The sequence below is a fragment of the Pseudomonadota bacterium genome, assembly GCA_039193195.1.
Classification (GTDB): domain Bacteria; phylum Pseudomonadota; class Gammaproteobacteria; order Steroidobacterales; family JBCBZW01; genus JBCBZW01.
In genome coordinates this window covers 143315-162406 of sequence record JBCCWS010000004.1, presented here as the reverse complement: position 1 = coordinate 162406, position 19092 = coordinate 143315, and the positions used below count along the sequence as shown (strand labels likewise).

General features: G+C 63.3%; 15 protein-coding genes. 6 read left to right on the top strand and 9 right to left on the bottom strand.

The window, feature by feature from the left end; genetic code table 11:
• Window positions 1–3 precede the first annotated feature (3 nt).
• From AAGA68_06250 to AAGA68_06225, 6 genes are read left to right on the top strand one after another with little or no spacing between them, the layout of a single operon-like run.
• Complete coding sequence (locus AAGA68_06250; protein MEM9384642.1) at window positions 4–960, top strand: hypothetical protein; 957 nt, start codon at window positions 4–6, stop codon at window positions 958–960.
• Complete coding sequence (locus AAGA68_06245) at window positions 947–2539, top strand: beta-galactosidase (GenBank protein ID MEM9384641.1); 1593 nt, start codon at window positions 947–949, stop codon at window positions 2537–2539. The genes AAGA68_06250 and AAGA68_06245 overlap by 14 nt, the downstream gene beginning before the upstream one ends.
• Entirely contained in the window at window positions 2536–3501 is a 966-nt protein-coding gene (locus AAGA68_06240; protein ID MEM9384640.1) for a sulfotransferase, read from the top strand. The genes AAGA68_06245 and AAGA68_06240 overlap by 4 nt, the downstream gene beginning before the upstream one ends.
• Window positions 3498–4742, top strand: coding sequence for a glycosyltransferase family 4 protein (locus tag AAGA68_06235; protein MEM9384639.1), 1245 nt, complete (start codon window positions 3498–3500; stop codon window positions 4740–4742). The genes AAGA68_06240 and AAGA68_06235 overlap by 4 nt, the downstream gene beginning before the upstream one ends.
• Window positions 4739–5569: a sulfotransferase gene (locus tag AAGA68_06230; GenBank protein ID MEM9384638.1), complete on the top strand. Its 831-nt coding sequence runs from the start codon at window positions 4739–4741 to the stop codon at window positions 5567–5569. Before AAGA68_06235 ends, AAGA68_06230 begins: the two co-directional genes overlap by 4 nt.
• Entirely contained in the window at window positions 5560–9039 is a 3480-nt protein-coding gene (locus AAGA68_06225) for a mechanosensitive ion channel domain-containing protein (GenBank protein ID MEM9384637.1), read from the top strand. The genes AAGA68_06230 and AAGA68_06225 overlap by 10 nt, the downstream gene beginning before the upstream one ends.
• Here the strand turns inward: AAGA68_06225 and AAGA68_06220 are convergent.
• The 9 genes from AAGA68_06220 to gyrA form a co-directional block, all read right to left on the bottom strand.
• Complete coding sequence (locus AAGA68_06220) at window positions 9036–9992, bottom strand: LysR substrate-binding domain-containing protein (GenBank protein ID MEM9384636.1); 957 nt, start codon at window positions 9990–9992, stop codon at window positions 9036–9038. The genes AAGA68_06225 and AAGA68_06220 overlap by 4 nt on opposite strands.
• Window positions 9993–10041: 49 nt before the next feature.
• On the bottom strand, window positions 10042–10920 hold the full coding sequence (gene galU, locus AAGA68_06215) for a UTP--glucose-1-phosphate uridylyltransferase GalU (GenBank protein ID MEM9384635.1): 879 nt from the start codon (window positions 10918–10920) through the stop codon (window positions 10042–10044).
• Window positions 10921–11075: 155 nt separating this feature from the next.
• A complete protein-coding gene (locus AAGA68_06210; GenBank protein MEM9384634.1) occupies window positions 11076–11420 on the bottom strand; it encodes a helix-hairpin-helix domain-containing protein in 345 nt (114 codons plus the stop codon).
• A 115-nt stretch (window positions 11421–11535) separates the two neighbouring features.
• A complete protein-coding gene (locus AAGA68_06205) occupies window positions 11536–11826 on the bottom strand; it encodes a LapA family protein (GenBank protein MEM9384633.1) in 291 nt (96 codons plus the stop codon).
• Between the two features lie 45 nt (window positions 11827–11871).
• The gene (ihfB, locus tag AAGA68_06200; protein MEM9384632.1) at window positions 11872–12174 is read right to left on the bottom strand and encodes an integration host factor subunit beta; all 303 of its coding nucleotides are present in this window, start codon (window positions 12172–12174) and stop codon (window positions 11872–11874) included.
• Between the two features lie 100 nt (window positions 12175–12274).
• The gene (gene rpsA / locus AAGA68_06195) at window positions 12275–13960 is read right to left on the bottom strand and encodes a 30S ribosomal protein S1 (GenBank protein ID MEM9384631.1); all 1686 of its coding nucleotides are present in this window, start codon (window positions 13958–13960) and stop codon (window positions 12275–12277) included.
• 157 nt (window positions 13961–14117) lie between these two features.
• Entirely contained in the window at window positions 14118–14822 is a 705-nt protein-coding gene (cmk, locus tag AAGA68_06190) for a (d)CMP kinase (protein MEM9384630.1), read from the bottom strand.
• Between the two features lie 11 nt (window positions 14823–14833).
• Window positions 14834–16183, bottom strand: coding sequence for a 3-phosphoshikimate 1-carboxyvinyltransferase (gene aroA, locus AAGA68_06185; protein ID MEM9384629.1), 1350 nt, complete (start codon window positions 16181–16183; stop codon window positions 14834–14836).
• A 7-nt stretch (window positions 16184–16190) separates the two neighbouring features.
• Window positions 16191–18848, bottom strand: a complete 2658-nt coding sequence (gene gyrA, locus AAGA68_06180; GenBank protein MEM9384628.1) for a DNA gyrase subunit A — start codon at window positions 18846–18848, stop codon at window positions 16191–16193.
• Window positions 18849–19092: the final 244 nt, after the last annotated feature.

The following is a 19092-nucleotide window of genomic DNA, read 5'->3' as shown; positions in this document are numbered from 1 at the left end:
TGAATGGACCTTCAACCCCGAATCATCGCCGGCTCCGCTCGCAGCGGCACCACGTGGGTGGTGGATGCCCTGAGCACAGCGAACGGTGCCGGTACTCTGTTCGAGCCGCTAAACCCGGACGCGATCCCACAGGCCGTGCCCTTCGCCAACGAGCGCATCGCGCAGCACGACGAGGCGGCGCACGCTCGCGCCTTCTTCGATGAGCTGTTCAACGGTGCCTACCGCAACTTGTGGACCCTGGGGCGCGCTTACCGCGAAGAGCTCCGCCTAGGACCGCAACGCTCCTTGCCTAAGGTTGCGCGCAAACTCACCGCCGCAGCGGGAAATTACTGGCGCTACGGCAGACCTAGCGCGCAAGCGGGCTGGTTGTACAAGGTGGTGCGAGCGAGCCTGATGCTCGGGTGGCTTGAGCAGCATTACGACGCACGGATCGCCCTAGTCATTCGCCATCCCGGCGCCGTCGTCGCCTCGCGCGTGCGCCGCGGATGGCCTTGGCGCCCTACCCTGGAGCGTTACCTCGCGAATGAACACGTGGCGACGCTCCTCGGAGCACCCACGCGAGAGGCGGCGGCGCGGATAAGTGATGAGATTCGCGGCCACACGGCGATATGGTGCGTGCAGCACGCGGTCGCCTTGCACGATTGGGAGTCGAGTCGCTTTAGCGTGCACTTCTACGAACACCTGATCGATGCCCAGGCTGAGCAAGAGTGGACCCGACTCACGCGACAACTCGGTCTTCCGTCTTTGCCGTCTGCGAGGGTGCTCAGCAAGCCCTCCCAGCAGGCAGATCAGGGTGCGAAGGGGGCGATGAACGCTGGCAGTCCACGCTGGCGCTTCGCCCTTAGGCGCCAGGACCTGGTGTGTATCGGAGATGTGCTGGAGCGCTTTGAAAACGAGCTTTACATCCCCAGCCGCGATGGACCCACCGACGCAGCGAAGCGCTACCTTGCGCGCCGCTAGAGGAGTCGCGCTGAGCGCCCTGGAGATGCTCTGCTTGCTCACCGCGTGCGCCTCACCGGGGGGCGAAGCGGATACTAGCTCAAGCGCCCTGCCGAGGACGGCCGCAAACACCTTCCCGGTGGGGGTCTACGCCGTTTGGCATGGTACCCGGCAGGACGTGTTCGAATCCTCTGCGGTGGTGGGCGGGCAGGTATGGGCATTGTGGGACCAGGTGGAACCCGAGCGTGGTCAATACGATTTCACACTGCTCGATGAGCGCCTGGACGCGGTACGCAGCGCGGGTCGCCAAGCCACCGTGCAACTCAACGCCAATGCGCACCCCGACTGGCTCTTCGACCAGGTCCCCTACCTGCCGATACGACTGCACACGGTGAGATCAGCGCGCGGCACACCGATGTACTGGCACCCCACCTACCTCGCCGCGCAACTTGCCCTCATCGAGGCGTTAGCCAACTGGATCGACACGCACCCCTATCGCGAGGCGATCGCTGCCGTACGCCTGAGTTACAATGCAGTCGGGACCGAGGGCCTTTCGATTCCTGATGCCTATCACCGGGCATCGGCGTGGAAGCGTAGCGCCGGTGTCAGCGAAGGCAGCGATTGGTCTTCCGCCCAGGCGGTTGGGTACGCGGAGCGCATCGTCGAACACTACATCGATGAGATCGCCCCCGTCGCCTTCCTGCTGGTACGCCGAGCTCTCTTTCAGGAGGGTAGAGGGCGCATCGGGAGCGGCACCCAGGGCGCTCGCTTGCGGGCCCGCCTACAGCGCTTATTGGATGGCGGGCGGGCGGGCGTCTTCCACACCTCCAGCGACATCCAACCACGCAATGGTGGCTTTAGCCTGGAGGTGTACCGGACCATGCGCACGCAGTGCTTAGAGCGGCGCTACATCTGCTACGCCGAGGCCATGCGTACAGCGGAGGGGCGCCATAAGGACTATCCAACCACCGTCGTGCCCTCCGAATCCGAATGGTTCTACTGGCGTGTCCTGTCCGATCTCTCCCTTGGCGTCAGCAGGCTCGCGGTCAATCGCTTGGATCTAGTGCGGGCGGAAAACCCTGGCGTGGCCTTGGGGCTCGACTTCGCCGAGCGCCATCTAGGCGCCCACCTAGCACCCCGCGAGAGCAGCGGCGCCTGGATCGCGTTCCGCCAGGGGGACTTTCTCGCAGGCGACTACGGTGTGCTGGCGGCCGCCCAGGGCTGCGGAGTACGACGCACCGGTGTGGGGTCAGCCGATGAGCCCTACGGCCTGTGGGCGTCGCGTCTGCGCGCTGGCGACTCATGTGAGATTCGCTTCGACCGTGACTTCCTCCAAGGTGCTGCCTCAGAACCCACGGTGCTTAGCATTCTGGCACGCAGCGTTGACGAAAACGACACGTCAATTGGACTCGCGGGTCTCGGCCAGCGCCCCGTGCAACTCACGGTTCCGGGCGACAGCGCCTGGCATCGTCTACGCGTCGAGCTCGCACCCTTCTCTAAGGACAGTCAGCGGGGGCCCCTACATCTTGAGGCGGTCGCTCGCGCCGTCGACCTTCACCTTGTCGAGCTCGCACGCGCGGACGCGCACACGTCCCCATGAGCAAGCAAAGAGAGCGCATCCGTCAAGACCCGTTGGAGCGGCTCATTGGCGCCGCTCTCGGCAATGATCGCATCGCCAAGCGCGTCCTCCCCCCTGCGCTTCTGGCCGGGGAGCAGGTGCAAGCAACGCTGGTCGGCGATGAGCATGATTTTGGTACGGTACCGACAGCGAAGGATATCGCCCCAATCTGGGTGCTCGCAGCCGGTTGGGGCTCGGGCTCGACGCTGGTTCAGCGCCTGCTCATCTCCAGCGGTAAGGCCCTCATTTGGGGCGAACCCCTGGACCGGGTCGTGCCCATCCCTCACCTAGCAGCTCCAATAGCTGGACTGCAGCCCGACTGGCCGCCGCCTGAACACTTTCAAAGCGCACCGTCCCTGCGTGCGCTCGCCAATGCGTGGGTGGCCAATCTCGTCCCTCCCCTAGGTGCGCTGCGGGAAGCACAGCGCGCATGGATGACCGCATGGCTGCAACCATCGGCGCAGTCGCTTGCCGTTGCAAGTGATGCCATCACCTCCTTCGGCCTCAAGGAAGTGCGCTTGTGCGCAGGCTACGGGCATTTTCTCAAGTGGTTGTTCCCCGCCTCGAAGATCGTATTCGTCGTGCGGCATCCCTACGATTGCTGGCGTTCTTGCAAGGGTGTGGATTGGTATAGCGTTTGGCCGCGGTATCGGGTGGCCAAGCGTCTGGCGTTTGCTCATCATTGGCGCCATCTAACGCGGAGCTTCCTGGCTGAGGCGCAGCGCCTCGATGCGCTGCTGCTTCCCTATGAATCACTGCACCTTGCGGGCCAGGGCCTGCGGAGGTTGGAGGCCTACGCTGACATCGGCCCTCTAGACGCTACGGTGCTAAAGCAGCGTATCGGCGCGCGCGCTGGCACCAAGCTCGCATTGGGTGGGCTTGAGCGCAAGTTGATCGCCGGCGTCTGCGGCCCTCAGATGCAGGCTCTGGGGTACTCCCTATGAGCGCTAGCACCACCACCGGCACGGTCTCGGGCCCCACCGTGCTTCTATTGCTCGATGCCCTGCCCCTCCCGCTGACGGAGGGCGACCGCCTGCGTAGCTACTACCTCGCCCGCGCCCAGGCCGAGGCTGGGCGCTGCGTACTAGCCGCCATGAAAGGCACCGAGGAGCAGCGAGAGGCGCTACTGAGCGAGGGGCCCTTCGATGAAATACTGATGCTACCGTCGTGTTCCGAGCGCGGTAGCTTTCGGCGACACCTACGCACAGACAACGGGCATTATTTGCGCTGGGGTTGGCCCGCCTGGTTTGACGCGTGCACGCAAGCGCTGCGCAGGTTTGTCGCCGAGCACGAGGTCACCGTGGCAATCGCTGGAAAGCTCACCGTGGCGGAGTTGGTGGCGGTGCTCGACGTGCATCACCGCGTTGTCGACGACTTCGACTGCTACACGCTCACCCTCGAGCGCGAGTACGCTCTTCATGCACGGAGCTTGACCCTACCCCGACGATTCCATCACCTGCTAGCGCAACACCGCTACGCGCGCCAGGAGTCTCGCTTGAGCGAACGCTTCGCGCTGATCACCACTATCTCGCCGACAGATGGGGCCCGCCTGCGCGCCCTCGATCCCCGTGCGCGCGTTGAGATCGTGCCCAATGGCGTGGAGCCGGGGCTGTTAGATGTTGGTCGCACCTGGCCTGAAGCGCGTTCCGCCGGCGTGGCCTTTTGGGGCAATCTAGCGTTTGAGCCCAACCGCTCCGCAGTCCAGTGGTTTATCGATGAGGTGTACGCCCCCTGGCTAGCAGCTGCCGAAACTCCCTGCTATCTGATTGGCGGCGGCGCAGACGAGTGGATCCGACGGTTGCCGGAGCGCTTCCCCAAAGTGAGAGTCACGGGGTTCGTAGAGGACCTGCCGGCGCTGGTGCAACGGGTTCCGGTGATGGTGAATCCTATGGTCAGTGGCAGTGGGTTGAAGAACAAGATGCTCGAGGCCATGGCCATGGGGCGTGCTGTGGTCTCCACGCGAATGGGCAGCGAAGCGCTGGCAGCACACCCTGAGCGACACTTCCTACTGGCGGATCGGCCGGAACGGTTCGCGCAGGCTGTGCTGGACCTTCACGCAAAGCCACAGTTCGCCGAGGCGCTCGGTACGCGCGCAAGGGAGCTGGTGGCATCTATGTACACGTGGCCGAGCGTGATAACGCGTTGGCGGGACGTCTTGGCGTCAGTGGAAACGGCAGCGCGATGATACGTACCTTGCGACGCAAGAGCCTCTCCGCGGCGCGGCGCGGTGCGCGCGGGGCTCGCAAGCTCCTTTGGCAACTCACCCACCCCCGCCCGCCCGGCGGCGCGGCGCCCGTTTTCATCGTCGGTGCACAGCGCAGCGGCACCACGATGCTCGGGGACTGCCTTGCCAGCAGCAGCCAAGTGGCGTACTACCCTGAGCACGATCGCACGGCCTTTCAAGACTTCGTGTTACGAGAGGACGTGTGGCCAAGGCTCGTCTCCCGCTCTCGCCTACCTATCGTCGCCTTCAAACCCCTGACCTCCAGCCATCTCGCTGGCGAAATGCTCGCCCGCTACCCTAATGGACGCGTCATCTGGGCCCTACGTCACCCCAGCGATCGCGCCCGCTCCGCCGTGGCGAAGTTCGGCCAGCAGAATCTGCAGCTACTGAAAAGGCTAGCTCGCGGGGAACGACCGCAGGTTTGGCAGATCCGTGGATTCAGTCCGCACCACTTCGATCTCATCGCTAAGATGATGGCTGAGGCCATGGATGCCGCCGGTGCGGCGGCTCTGTTCTGGTACCTACGCAACGATCTCTTTTACACCCAAGGGCTAGATCGCGACACGCGCGCCCAGGTCATCTGCTACGAGCGCCTCGTGGGCGCCCCCACCCAGCAGATGACTTGCCTGTGCGAGCACCTGGGCATTCCCTACGAGCCGCGCCTGTCGAAGGAGATCCACGCGCGATCGGTCCGCTGCGATTGGCCGGCGGGCACCCGGGAGGATTTGATGAACCTCTGCGATGATCTATACGAGCGCCTTGCGGCGCGAAGCACTCTATGTCCCTAGCCTCATATCTGCCCTTCGCGCGCTGGCGGCACCTTGCCACTGCCTTACTGACGCTGTTCGCCTCTTTCCTCGCACACGCGCAAGGCGCTGAGGGACCGACCCCGGCCCAGATCCAGGCCCGCCTCGACGTCCTGCTCAATAGTACCGAGGTGAGCGAGGAAGTTCGCAGCGCGGCCGCTGCCAACTATCGCGCAGCCCTGGAACGGCTGCAGAGGTCAGAGGAGTCTCGTAACAATCAGCGTGCTCTGCAGCGCCGGGTAGAGAATGCCCAGACGGACGCAGCTCGCCTCGAGGCGGAGCGCGAGGAGGTGCTGACCAACCTGAACAGCCTGGAGAGACGGCTGCGCTCCGTCGACGCCGACGCCGCATCCCTGCGCCTGGCGACGCTCAGCGCACAACAGTCGGAGAAGCGCGAGGCCAAGGACAAGCTCGATCAGCAACTCGCGAGCCGCCTCACCCGTCCTCTGCAACTGCGTGACGAGCTCGCCGACGCCACGGCCCTCGTCGAGCAACTCAATGCAACCGCGTCCGGCCTAGAGGAGAGCACCGAAGAGCCGCAGCGTTCAGAACAGACGCTCCTGCGCGCGAGGCTTGAGGCGGCACGAGCAGAACGCGAACGGTTGCAGAGCGAGCTCGCGACACTGCAGCCGCGGCTGGAACTGGCGGAAGTGGAACTTCAACTTGTCAATGCGGAGCGATCCCTGATCGACAGGGAGATCACGATACTCGCGGCGACGGTGGCCGAGGAGCGTGAGAGTGAATCGGCGCAAGCGACGGACAGTGCGATCGAACTGCGCGTGCGTGCGCTGAGCTTACCAGGACCTTTGGATGAGGACACCGCCGACGTCGCATCGCTTTTCGACGAGCTTTCCCGAACCCTAACCTCCGCGCGCACAGTAGCCTCTGAAGTTGCGGCGACCTCGTCGGCTCGCGAAGCCTTGCAACGGGACTACGACGCGATCAAGTCTCGTGTCGAGGTGGCCGGTGCACAGGTGAGTCTCGGTCAGTTGCTCCGCAACCAACGCCTTCGCCTGGCGGATGAGCGTGAGCTACAGCGGCAGCTGGCTGACATTCGTGGCCGCAGTGCGGAGGCCGGACTTAGGAGCCTCGAGCTTGTGGATCTCTCGCGGCAGCAGTCTGTCTGGACGGAGTTGCTCGAGCGGCACATCGCCGCCATCGACGCCGAGCGTCAGGTCGCGGCGCGCGCTGAACAAAAAGCTGCGGAAGGGGCCGAGCAACCCTCGCCTGAGCCGACCACGTCGGCGAGCGCCGAGGGCTACTCCCAAGGCATCGAGGAGCTGCGCGCCTTCGCCGAGTCCCTCACCGAGACGAGAGAGGGCGTACTGGATCGACTGACCGACACCTATACACAGTACGTCACGCTGCTCGCGGATCGGGCCTTCGAGCAGCGTTCGATGCTTACCCTCGTGCGCGAGTATCAGGCGTACCTGGATGATCGCCTGCTATGGGTGCCGAGTGCGGAACCGATCAACCTCGCGAGCCTGCAGCGCGTCAGGGAGTCAGCGGCATGGCTGCTCTCAGGTCCTCACTGGGTGGCAGCGCTCGAGACCTTCGTTTTCGAAGTGATGCAGAACGCGGAGTGGTACACCATCGCTGTACTGCTTACGCTGCTGGCCGTACGTCTTCGTCCCGTCCTTCGCCAAGCGATTCAACGTATTGGCGTGCGCACGCGCAAGGTGCGCACAGACGGTTTCATTCTGACGCTCCAGGCGATGCTGCTCACGGCTTTGCTGTCCTTGCTATTGCCGAGCCTACTGATCGCGCTCGGCATTCGAGGTCAGGCGCTTCCCCTGCCGGAGCAAGTGAGGGCGCTGATGAGCGTACTGGTCTTCGGTGGTGGCACGATTGCCCTCGGCGGTTTTATCCGCCATTTGTGTATGCCCCAAGGTGTCGCCCGGCTCCACTTTCAATGGTCAGAGAGTCGCATCCGCTTGCTGCCTCGTGTCTTCCTCTTCGTGCAGACGGTTTGGCTACCCGTCTTTGCCCTGGCCCGGGTTGCCGGCCTGCAGGCCAATCAAGAGGTCCAAAGCAGCATTGGCAGGTTAGCCTTCGTGCTGGTCTGCCTCGTCCTAGCCTACCTGGTGTCGACCCTGCTCCACCCGCAGCGCGGTCTGCCCGCGAAGACCCTCGAGGAGCAGCCCCAGGGATGGGCCGCCCGCCTTGTGCGCCTGTGGTACCCCGCTGCGGTCGGTCTCGCGCCAGCACTCGCCATGGTGTCCCTGCTGGGTTATGAGTACGCCGCCACCTTGCTCTTGCGTTGCGTAGTAGAGACGGTACTGCTGCTGCTGGGTGCCATGATCCTTTTCGATCTACTGGAGCGGTGGATCCGTGTCACCCGCCGTCGCTTCCGCTACCAGCAGCTCATCGAACGTCGCAGCGCCAGCGCTGAGGTCCCAGCAGCTGCCGACGGTCTTCCCTACTCCGCGGAGCGTGATGGCGCGTTCCAGGATCTCGATGTGATCGACATTGATGTTTTCGACGACCAAACCCGGCGCTTGATGCGGATCCTGGTCATCACGCTCACCATCTTCGGCGCTTGGTTCATCTGGTCTAAGGCGCTGCCGGTGCTTGGGCTTCTCGACCAAGTGGCTCTTTGGGGCGATGGCGCCCTCACGCTCGAGGACACGGTGGTCGCCATCGTGCTGCTATTCATTGTGCTCCTCGCCACGCGGAACCTACCGAGTCTGCTCGAGTTCGCCGTGCTTCAGAATCTCCCGCTAGACTCCGGCTCCCGCTACGCGATTCGCACCGTAAGCCAGTACCTGGTGGTAGGGTTAGGTATCCTCAGCGTCACCGCCCAACTCGGCCTTGAATGGAGCAAGGTGCAGTGGCTGGTGGCGGCGCTGAGCGTAGGCCTTGGCTTTGGGCTGCAGGAGATATTCGCCAACTTCGTCTCTGGCCTTATCATCCTTCTCGAACGGCCCGTGCGCGTTGGCGATACGGTAACCGTCGGCGGCATCTCGGGAACCGTTACGCGAATTCGAATCCGCGCCACGACCATAACCGACTGGGACAACAAAGAAGTCATCGTACCCAACAAGACCTTCATCACCAGTCAACTGACCAACTGGACACTCTCCAACGAAGTCACGCGGGTAGTCGTTCCTGTGGGGATAGCCTACGGCTCCGATACGGAGCTTGCGATTCGCACCATGATGGACACGGCCCGCAGCAACCCTCTCGTTTTGGCGGAGCCACCTCCGCGGGTTCTCTTTACGAAACTCGGGGAGAGCTCGTTAGACTTTGAGCTGTTCATCTACTGCCGAGCACTTAGTGATCGACTCGCCGCTCGCCATCAGCTGCTGCTCGATCTCGAGGAAGCACTGGATCGCGTCGAGATCAGTATTCCGTTTCCACAACGAGACCTTCATCTGCACTATCCGGCAGATACCGAAAGTACTCCGAGAGGTCGGGAGGACGCGGACCGAGCCGATTCGGCCAGCTGCTAGAGCATGACGCCGAGCGCCTGCAGCCGGCTGCGATTGCGTTCGGCTGCGTCTTCGTAAGCGGCGCACATAGTCTGCGCCAATTCCTTTAGGGCCGCGGTCATCGGAGAGGCTGGTCGCCACACGAGGGCCAAGGTGCGGTACGGCGGCGGTACGGCGATTGGGCGGATGCTAAGGCGCCCGCGCGTTACCTCAGTGGGGATGGCTAGCGCCGGCAGTAGCGTTATCCCTGCACCGCTGGCGACCATCTGCACCAGGGTCGATAGGCTTGTGGCGCGGAATCCCAGCTCTTCAACCCCCGCATGCTGACAAAGCTGTAGGGTTTGGTACCGCAGGCAGTGACCGTCATCGAGGAGTAGCACCTGCTCCTCATCGAGGGCATCAAGGCTCACCGGCGCCTGCGTTGCCGCGAGTGCGTGTTCCTCGGGGGTGGCCACGTAGAAGTGATCCCGGGCCACCTCAGCGTGTTCGAGCACGCCGATGTCCGCCTCCAGGGCCAGGAGGGCAGCATCGAGCTCGCCGCGGGCGAGGCGCTCGACCAAGGTGGGGGTTTTATCCTCAATCCAACGAATCGTCAACTGAGGGTGCGTTTCGGTGATCTTCGGCGCAGTATCCGGCAGCATGTACGGCGATACGGTCGGAATCACGCCGATCCGTAAGGTTCCCGCTAGCGGATCGCCAAGGCGTTGAGCGGCCTCGAGGAGATCGTCCGCCTCGAGCAACACGCGGCGAGCGCGCCGAATCAACTCTTCCCCGGCCGTCGTCGGTAGGACCTGACGGCGACTGCGTTCGAAAACCCGAACGCCCAAGGCCTCTTCAAGCTGTGCAAGCTGGGCACTTAATGACGGTTGCGATACGTGGCAAAGCTCAGCTGCGCGCCGAAAGTTGCGCATCTCATCGACTGCAACCACGTATTGGAGTTGTCGCAAACTGAGTGCGTGCGGTGACAGCTTCACGAGACTTCCCGCGCTGAATTTCGCGGCATCACTCGCCCCTCACCTGTCCTCATTCATCATGGGAGAGCGCATTCAGATAGGCGCGGAAGTCTTCGCCGAGCGTGGGGTGGTTAAGGCCGTACTCGACGGACGCCTTGAGATATCCGAGCTTGCTACCGCAATCGTAGCGGGTACCCTCGAACTCGTAGGCGAAGACGTGTTGCTCCTCCAATAGCGCACCGATCGCATCGGTAAGCTGGATCTCACCACCGGTTCCCTGGTTGGTGCGCCCAATCAGCTCAAAGATGCGAGGCGTGAGGATATAACGTCCGACGACCGCCAAATTCGACGGCGCCTCTTCAGGCTTCGGCTTCTCGACGATCGCTTGCACCTTGCCGACGCGCTCACCAGCCGGTTCGACCTCCACCACACCGTACTTCTCAGTCTGATCGCGCGGAACCGTCTGGACGCCGAGAACGCTGCCTCCCCGCTGCCCGAACACCTCGCCCATCTGGCTTAGGCAGGGCACCTCGCCGTTGATGAGGTCATCGGCCAAGTGGACGGCAAAGGGCTCGTCGCCAACGACGGGACGGGCGCAAAGCACGGCGTGCCCGAGTCCCAGCGGCTCGCTCTGGCGAATGTAGATGCAAGTGACGTCCTTCGGCACGATCGCCCGCACCGATTCGAGCAGCGACAGCTTGCCCGACTCTTCTAGTGAGCGCTCGAGCTCTGCATTCGAATCGAAGTGATCCTCGATCGCACGCTTCGCTGCGCCGGTGACGAACACGAGCTTCTCGACGCCTGCCGCTAGCGCCTCTTCCACCGCGTACTGGATAAGCGGCTTGTCGACGATGGGCAGCATCTCTTTCGGGCTGGCCTTGGTGGCTGGCAGAAACCGGGTTCCTCGGCCCGCTACGGGGAAAACTGCCGTTTTGACTTGCTTGAGCACAGGAGTTCCATTGTTTTGATAGCCTGCGCAAATGGTAGCACATCGCCAAGGGGGCTGAGATCAGCGATGGCGATCTCTTGCGGCTACCGCTCCCCTGCGGTCTTGCTTAGCCGGCCGGTGATCCCGCGCCACCGGCCGGATAGTACCTAATACAGTTAATTGCTTAGGAAGCCGCGTGGAGCTGGATCTGATTGCGGCGCCTCAGAGAGCACCAACCGCGGACGATTGCGCTGCAGGAGGCGCTCGCCTATGCCCTGCACCAGGACCAGATCTTCGATGCGTTGGAACGGTCCGTTGGCTTCCCGGTAGGCGACGATACGTGCTGCTGTGGTCTCGCCCACCCCGGACAGGTGCTCCGCAAGTATCTGTGCTGATGCTTCATTGATGTTCACCACCGCTTGCTCACTGGCGAGGACACCGGTAGCCATAGCGATGCTCGAACACCCCATCAGCAGCGCTGCACGTGCCCACGCCCACTGGCGATTGACTTGGTTTCGCATGATGACACTCCATTGGTGTAAAGGGACATGATCATGCTATCGACTGACTCGCATCCGGGTGGTGCGTGTATCTGGGCGATCGTGCCAGTAAGGCGTTCGAGCTACTGTGGGAAGCTCAATCGAGGCCGGGAAGGCGCTTAGCTTCCTGCAGCTCCGTGCGCGCGTGGCGCAAACGACGCTTGAGGAGAAACTGATCGGCTTTTGCACGCGCCAAAACTACGGCGGCGCTGAGCCACCCTAGTGCCCAGCCTAGGGCGACGGCCACCGCAAAGGCTAGCGAGGTGGACACGGTGACCTCGGCGAAGGCGATATCTAAGGTGATGGTGCCGGGGTTGAGGTAGGCGAATACGGCGGACGCCGCGGCTGCGGCGAGCAGCACCAGGGTAAGGTAGATGGTGCGAATCATCGGTCGGTGCGTGAGGCAACGCCGCTAGAAAAACGCTCAGGGACGCTAGGAGTGAATCTCGTTGTGGCGTCCATCGTTAACACGCTCACGCAGGTCTTTCCCCGGCTTGAAGTGCGGAACATGCTTGCCGGCCAGCGCTACGGCCTCGCCGGTCTTGGGGTTGCGCCCGGTACGCGCCGGTCGATAGTGCAGCGAGAAACTGCCGAAGCCTCGGATCTCAATTCGTTCCCCGTTCGCGAGCGCATCGCTCATCAGCTCGAGCAGGTGCTTCACTGCCAGCTCGACGTCTCGCGCTGGCAGATGCTTCTGCTTACGGGCGATCACTTCGATGAGTTCGGACTTCGTCATTCCCTATTTCTCGCTGCGCACTGCGGGGCACAGATCCGCCGATCCATGGATCCGTGCGAATGGCGGCGCGCATCCTTGGATGCGCACCGCCCCACACTACCTAATTTTCGTCTTCGTCGTCCTGCATCTGGTCGCGCAGCAGATCGCCAAGGCTGGTGCCCGTCGTGGAGGACGTCTCGGCGGCGTAGCTCTGCACCGCCTCCGTCTCCTCGTGCATCTCCTTGGCTTTGATCGACAGCGTAACCATGCGACTGCGGCGCTCGACGCCGGTGAACTTCGCTTCCACTTCCTCACCGACCTTCAGCACCGTGCGTGCGTCTTCGATGCGGTCGCGAGAGAGTTCCGAGGCGCGAAGCTGACCCTTGATGCCGTTGGTGAGGTCGATGATCGCGCCCTTCGCGTCAACTTCCTCAACGATTCCCTTGACGATGCTACCGCGGGGGAACTCGGCGATGTAAGAGGCAAAGGGATCGCGGTCCAGCTGCTTCACGCCGAGGGAGATCCGCTCGCGCTCCGAATCGATGGCGAGCACAACGGCCTCAACCTCTTCAGCTTTCTTGTAGTTGCGAACAGCTTCCTCGCCGCCGACGTCCCAAGATAGGTCGGACAGGTGGACCAGACCGTCGATACCGCCGGGCAGGCCAACGAAGATTCCGAAGTCGGTGATCGACTTGATCTGACCGATGACCTTGTCACCCTTCTGGTAGTTATCAGCGAACTCAGCCCAGGGGTTCTGCTTGCACTGCTTGATGCCGAGGGAGATGCGACGACGCTCCTCGTCGATGTCGAGGACCATCACTTCCACGTCGTCGCCGACGTTGACCACCTTGGCGGGGTTGACGTTCTTGTTGGTCCAGTCCATCTCGGACACGTGGACCAGGCCCTCGACGCCCTCTTCGATCTCCACAAAGCAACCGTAGTCGGCGATGTTGGTGACCTTGCCGAACAGGCGAGTGTTGGGTGGGTAGCGACGCTCGATGGACTCCCAGGGATCCGCACCGAGCTGCTTGATACCGAGAGAGACGCGCTGGCGCTCGCGATCGAACTTGAGCACCTTGACGGTGATCTCATCACCGACCTGGACCACATCCGAGGGCTGCTTGACGCGCTTCCACGCCATGTCCGTGATGTGCAGCAGTCCGTCGATGCCGCCGAGGTCGACGAAGGCGCCGTAGTCGGTGAGGTTCTTGACGATGCCCTTGAGCGTGAGGCCTTCCTGCAGGCTCTCGAGCAACTGCTCGCGCTCGGCGCTGTACTCTTCTTCCACGACGGCACGACGGGAGACCACCACGTTGTTGCGGCGGGCGTCGAGCTTGATCACCTTGAACTCGAGGACCTTGCCTTCGAGGTAGCTGGGATCGCGCACCGGGCGCACATCGACCAGCGAGCCGGGCAGGAACGCCCGCACGTTCTCGATCTCGACCGTGAAGCCACCCTTCACCCGGCCATTGATGATGCCCTGCACGATCTCGTTCTTCTCGAAGGATTCTTCGAGCTGACGCCAGGTGCGGGCACGCTTGGCCTTCTCGCGCGACAGGCGCGTCTCGCCGAAGCCGTCTTCCACGGTGTCCAACGCCACTTCGACGACGTCGCCGATGGCGACCTCGAGCTCACCGCGCTCGTTGTGGAACTGACTGGCGGGGATGACCGCCTCTGATTTCAGTCCCGCGTTGACAACAACCATATCCGGGCTGATGTCCACGACGGTGGCTTCTAGGATGGTGCCAGGCTTGATCCGTTGGCTGGCAAGGCTTTCTTCAAAGAGCTCTGCGAAACTTTCAGTCATCATCTAGTGTTAAGCCAAACGGGAACTAGTGCTCCCGCGTCCTCGGGTTGTGGGCAAGCGCCGGCAGATACTGCGCAGTCGCGGACCCGTTGCTGAAATACGTGCGCCGCTGCGCCAACTGGGCAGCGGCGTACGCGATGAAGTCGTACTGGATCGCTCAGTTCGAGGCGAGCGCGGACGGCAACAGCATGAGCACCTGACGCCAGACGGTCTCGGCACTCATCAACGTCGTGTCGATCTGGACCGCGTCTTCAGCGGGGATCAGAGGCGCCACCGAGCGCTCCCGATCGCGCTTATCCCGCGCCCTGATCGCCTCGAAAAGGGCGTGGATAGTAGCACTCACCCCTTTTTCTATCAACTGCTTATGCCGTCTTTCGGCCCGGACCCGGGCCGACGCAGTGAGGAATAACTTTAGCGTTGAATCGGGGAACACCACCGTGCCCATGTCTCGCCCGTCCGCCACCAGGCCCGGGCTGCGGCGAAATCCCTGCTGCAACGCAAACAGCGCGTCTCGAACGATCGGATAAGCGGCGACCCGAGAGGCTGCGGTTCCTGCCGCTTCTGCGCGAATGGCATCCCCTACGGGCTCCCCATCCAAATGGGCGACCGGGGTGCCCTCGGCGCCTCGGAGAAATGTCAGTGGCAGCCTGCTCGCAAGCTCCGCGAGGGCGTTCGGATCGTCTAGGGAAACCCCATGCTGCAGCGCAGCGTAGCCTAAGGTCCGGTAGATTGCGCCGCTATCGAGAAGGTGCCAGCCAAGGTGCGATGCCAAACGCCCTGCCAACGTGCCCTTACCCACCCCACTAGGTCCATCGATGGCGATAACGTGAGGGGCTCGCTCGTGTTCAGTTGGCGATGACACTCGCTGGTTTCTCACGCGTCCACACGGTGAACTCGCCAACCACACGCCTGGGCCAGGTCAAGGAAACCTGGGAAGGACGTCGCCACGTTGGCCGTCTCTCTGATGAGCACTGGATCGGCGGCCCGCTGGCCCGCGACGGCGAACGCCATAGCAATCCGATGGTCGCCGAAACTGTCGATTTCTCCACCCTCTAGCCTCGATCTTCCGCGGATTCGCATGCCATCACGGAGCACTTCCAGATCCACTCCCAGTCGCCGGAGACCGTCCGCCATCGCGCCCAGGCGGTCGCTCTCCTTTACCCGCAGCTCGGCCGCTCCTGTGATGAGCGTCTCGCCCTCCGCCAGCGCGGCAGCAACGAACAGCACCGGTAGCTCGTCGATCGCCAAGGGCACCAGATGCTCCGGTATGCGCGCGCCCTGGAGGCGTGCGCTGCGCACACGAAGGTCAGCCACGGGTTCGCCGCCTACGGTTCGCTCATTCTCCTGGGTGATATCGGCACCCAGCAGCCTTAAGACATCAACAACCCCCGTACGCGTCGGGTTCACACCGACCGCTTCGAGCAGCAGCTCGCTGCCTGGGCAGACGCTTGCACCCACTAGGAAGAATGCGGCTGATGATATGTCTCCAGGGACCGTAATCGACTGTCCTTGCAGTGACTTACGCTCGAGACCCTGGATCGTAGCGATGCCGCCTGTGCTGCGCACAACTGCGCCGAAGGCGCGCAGCATTCGCTCAGTGTGATCGCGGGTCGTGGCAGGTTCAGTAACGCTCGTCTCGCCTGTTGCCCGCAGACCTGCGATCAGGATGGCCGATTTAACTTGGGCGCTCGCCATCGGCATCTGGTAGTGAATCGGCCGGAGAGCGCCCTTCGCGAGGGGGCGAATAACCACTGGCGGACAACCGTTCGTAGTCTGGATGTCAGCGCCCATCAGGCGAAGCGGGGCTGCCACGCGTTCCATGGGGCGCCGGGTCAGGGAGCGGTCGCCCACCAGCACCGATTCAAACGTGCGTCCGGCGAGTAAGCCGGCCATAAGACGCATCCCGGTGCCCGAGTTTCCGAGGTCCAGGGGCTCACGGGCGCCGCTCAGAGCCCCATCACCCCGCCCCTGCACGACGAGTAGTTGCCCCTCGTCCTGCACCTGGATGATGGCCCCGAGCTGGCGCAAGACGGCCTCCGTGGCTAGGCAGTCCTCACCGCGAAGGGGGCGTTGGATACGGGTCTCACCCTCGGCCACGGCGCCGAACATCAGCGCTCGGTGAGTGATGGACTTGTCACCGGGAACGCGCAAAGCGCCCCGGAGACATCCGCCAGGTTCACTGACGAAGGCGGGACCGGCAGCGCTGCCAGCGGCTTCGGTCACGGGAGATCTACTCGTACGGCGGCGAGTCACCGTCGCCCGCGGCCGCCTCGCCACCCCCCTCGGGCGTTGCGCCCGCCTCGCCTTCCTCGTCGACGCCGTCCTCCTCGTCCTCGCCCTCCAGCGACGCGACGCGCTCGATCCCCGTTAGGGAATCGCCGTCGTCCAGGCGGATGAGGCGCACGCCTTGGGTGTTGCGACCGGTGATCGAGACCTCCCCCACGGAGGTGCGCACGAGCGTACCTGCTTGGCTGATGAGCATCATCTCGTCCTCGTCGAGCACGGGAACCGCACCCACCAGCTTGCCGTTGCGCTCGCTAGTGGCGATCGCGATCACGCCCTGGCCGCCGCGGCCCTGCAAGCTGTACTCGCTCGCCGGGGTACGCTTGCCGTAGCCGTTCTCCGTCGCGGTCAGCAGCATCGTCGTATCGCCGGCCTCCGGCTCCAAACTGATAAGGGCGATTACTTGATGAGTGTCATCGCCTTCTCCTTCCGGAAGGCGAATGCCGCGCACGCCTGTGGCGGTGCGGCCCATAGGGCGCACGTCGTCCTCGTCGAAGCGAATGGCCTTGCCATGGCTGCCGAACAGCATGATGTGGGCACCACCATCGGTGAGCGTCACGTCCACCAGTCGGTCGTCATCGCGCAAATCGACGGCGATGATGCCGCTGGTGCGAGGCCGCGAGAACGCGGTCAGCGGAGTCTTTTTCACCGTGCCTGCGCTAGTGGCCATGAATACGTAGTAGCCGTCCTCGAAGTTGCGGATCGGAAGCACCGCATTGATCCGCTCGTCTTGCTCCAGCGGCAGCAGGTTTACCATGGGGCGGCCGCGCGAGCCGCGCGAAGCCACGGGGAGCTGATACACCTTTAACCAGTAGACCTTTCCAGTGCTCGAGAAGCACAACAGCGTATCGTGCGTGTTGGCGACGAATAGTTTGTCGATGAAGTCCGCATCGCGCACGGAAGTCGCCGACTTGCCCCGGCCCCCGCGACGCTGAGCGCGGTAGTCGGTGACCGGTTGCGACTTCGCATAGCCGCCGTGGGACAGGGTCACTACCATGTCCTCTTCCTGGATCAGGTCCTCATCGGTGAGGTCCAGATGGTCGTGACTTATCTGCGTTCTACGCTCGTCGGCGTACTTCTCACGGGTTTCCTGCAGCTCCTCGCGAATCACCTGCTCCAGGCGCTCGGGACGCTCCAGAATGTCGAGTAAATCGCGGATCTTATCGATGATCTCGCCGAACTCCTCGATGATCTTGTCCTGCTCCAAGGCCGTGAGGCGCTGCAGCTGCAGGTCGAGAATGGCCTTCGCCTGAACGGGGGTGAGGCGGTAGCCGTCATCGATGAGGCCGAAGCCCTCCTCCAGGTCGTTTGGGCGCGTGGCCTGATCGCCGGCACGTTCGAGCATGGCCACCACACTCCCGGGCGCCCAGACCTGTCCGAGCAGGCCCTCGCGGGCCGCGGCGGGCGAAGCGGACTGCTTGATCAACTCGATCATGGCGTCGATGTTAGCAAGCGCCACGGCGAGCCCCTCGAGCACGTGGGCGCGGGCGCGGGCCTTGCCGAGCTCGTATATGACGCGCCGAGTGACTACCTCCCGGCGATGACGCAGGAACGCTTCCAGCAGCTGCTTCAGGTCAAGCAGGCGGGGTTGTCCGTCGATCAGCACTACCGTATTGATACCGAACACGCTCTGCATCGGCGTCTGCTTAAACAGGTTGTTCAGCACAACATCCGCCACTTCGCCGCGGCGCAGCTCGATTACCATGCGCATGCCGTCCTTATCGGACTCATCGCGAAGGCCGCTGATCCCTTCCAGCTTCTTTTCGCGCACCAGATCGGCGATGCGCTCCAAAAGCCTGGCTTTGTTGACCTGGTAGGGCAGCTCGGTCACGACGATCGCCTCGCGACCGCCATTCTCCTCCACCTGCGATCGGGCGCGCACGTAGATCCGACCGCGGCCCGTGTGGTAGGCCTCGCGAATGCCCCGGGCACCGTTGATGATGCCCGCCGTCGGCAAGTCTGGCCCTGGGATGAACTTCATCAGCTCATCGATCGTGATGTCCGCGTCGTCTAGCAGGGCGATGCAGCCGTCGATCACCTCGCCCAGATTGTGCGGTGGGATATTCGTGGCCATACCCACAGCAATTCCGGCAGAGCCGTTGACCAGCAGATTCGGGAAGCGCGCCGGTAGCACGGAGGGTTCCGACTCCGACTCGTCGTAGTTGGGGACGAAATCGACCGTGTCCTTGTCGAGGTCCGACAGCAATTCATGGGCGAGGCGCGCCATGCGCACCTCGGTGTAACGCATGGCCGCAGGCGGGTCGCCGTCGACGGAGCCGAAGTTGCCCTGCCCGTCGACCAGCACGTAGCGCATCGAGAACGGCTGGGCCAGGCGGACGATCGTGTCGTACACCGCGGAGTCGCCGTGGGGGTGGTACTTACCAACCACGTCGCCCACCACGCGGGCGGACTTCTTGTAGGCCTTGTTCCAGTCGTTATTGAGCTCGTGCATCGCATAGAGCACCCGGCGGTGCACGGGCTTTAGCCCGTCACGCACATCGGGAAGCGCTCGTCCGACGATCACGCTCATGGCGTAATCGAGGTAGGACTGGCGCATCTCGTCTTCGAGATTTACGGGGACGACTTCACGGGCGGGATCAGACATCAAGCAGCTCGCAGGCAGTCCTTGCCGGGCGTGGCGTTCGTTGCCGCATCCGGGGGTGGAAAGCGTTGTTGGAACAAGGAGTAAGCAAACCGCTAGGATACCACAGGTGCGCCCCACACCGGCGCCCAAACCGCTATCCAAAACAGGTCTTGTCGGTGGCTATCCACCGGTAGGGTTCAACACTCCATGGCCCGACCCTTGCCGTCCCCCAGCGGGTCCGGCATCGTGGCCCGCTCGTCCGTTG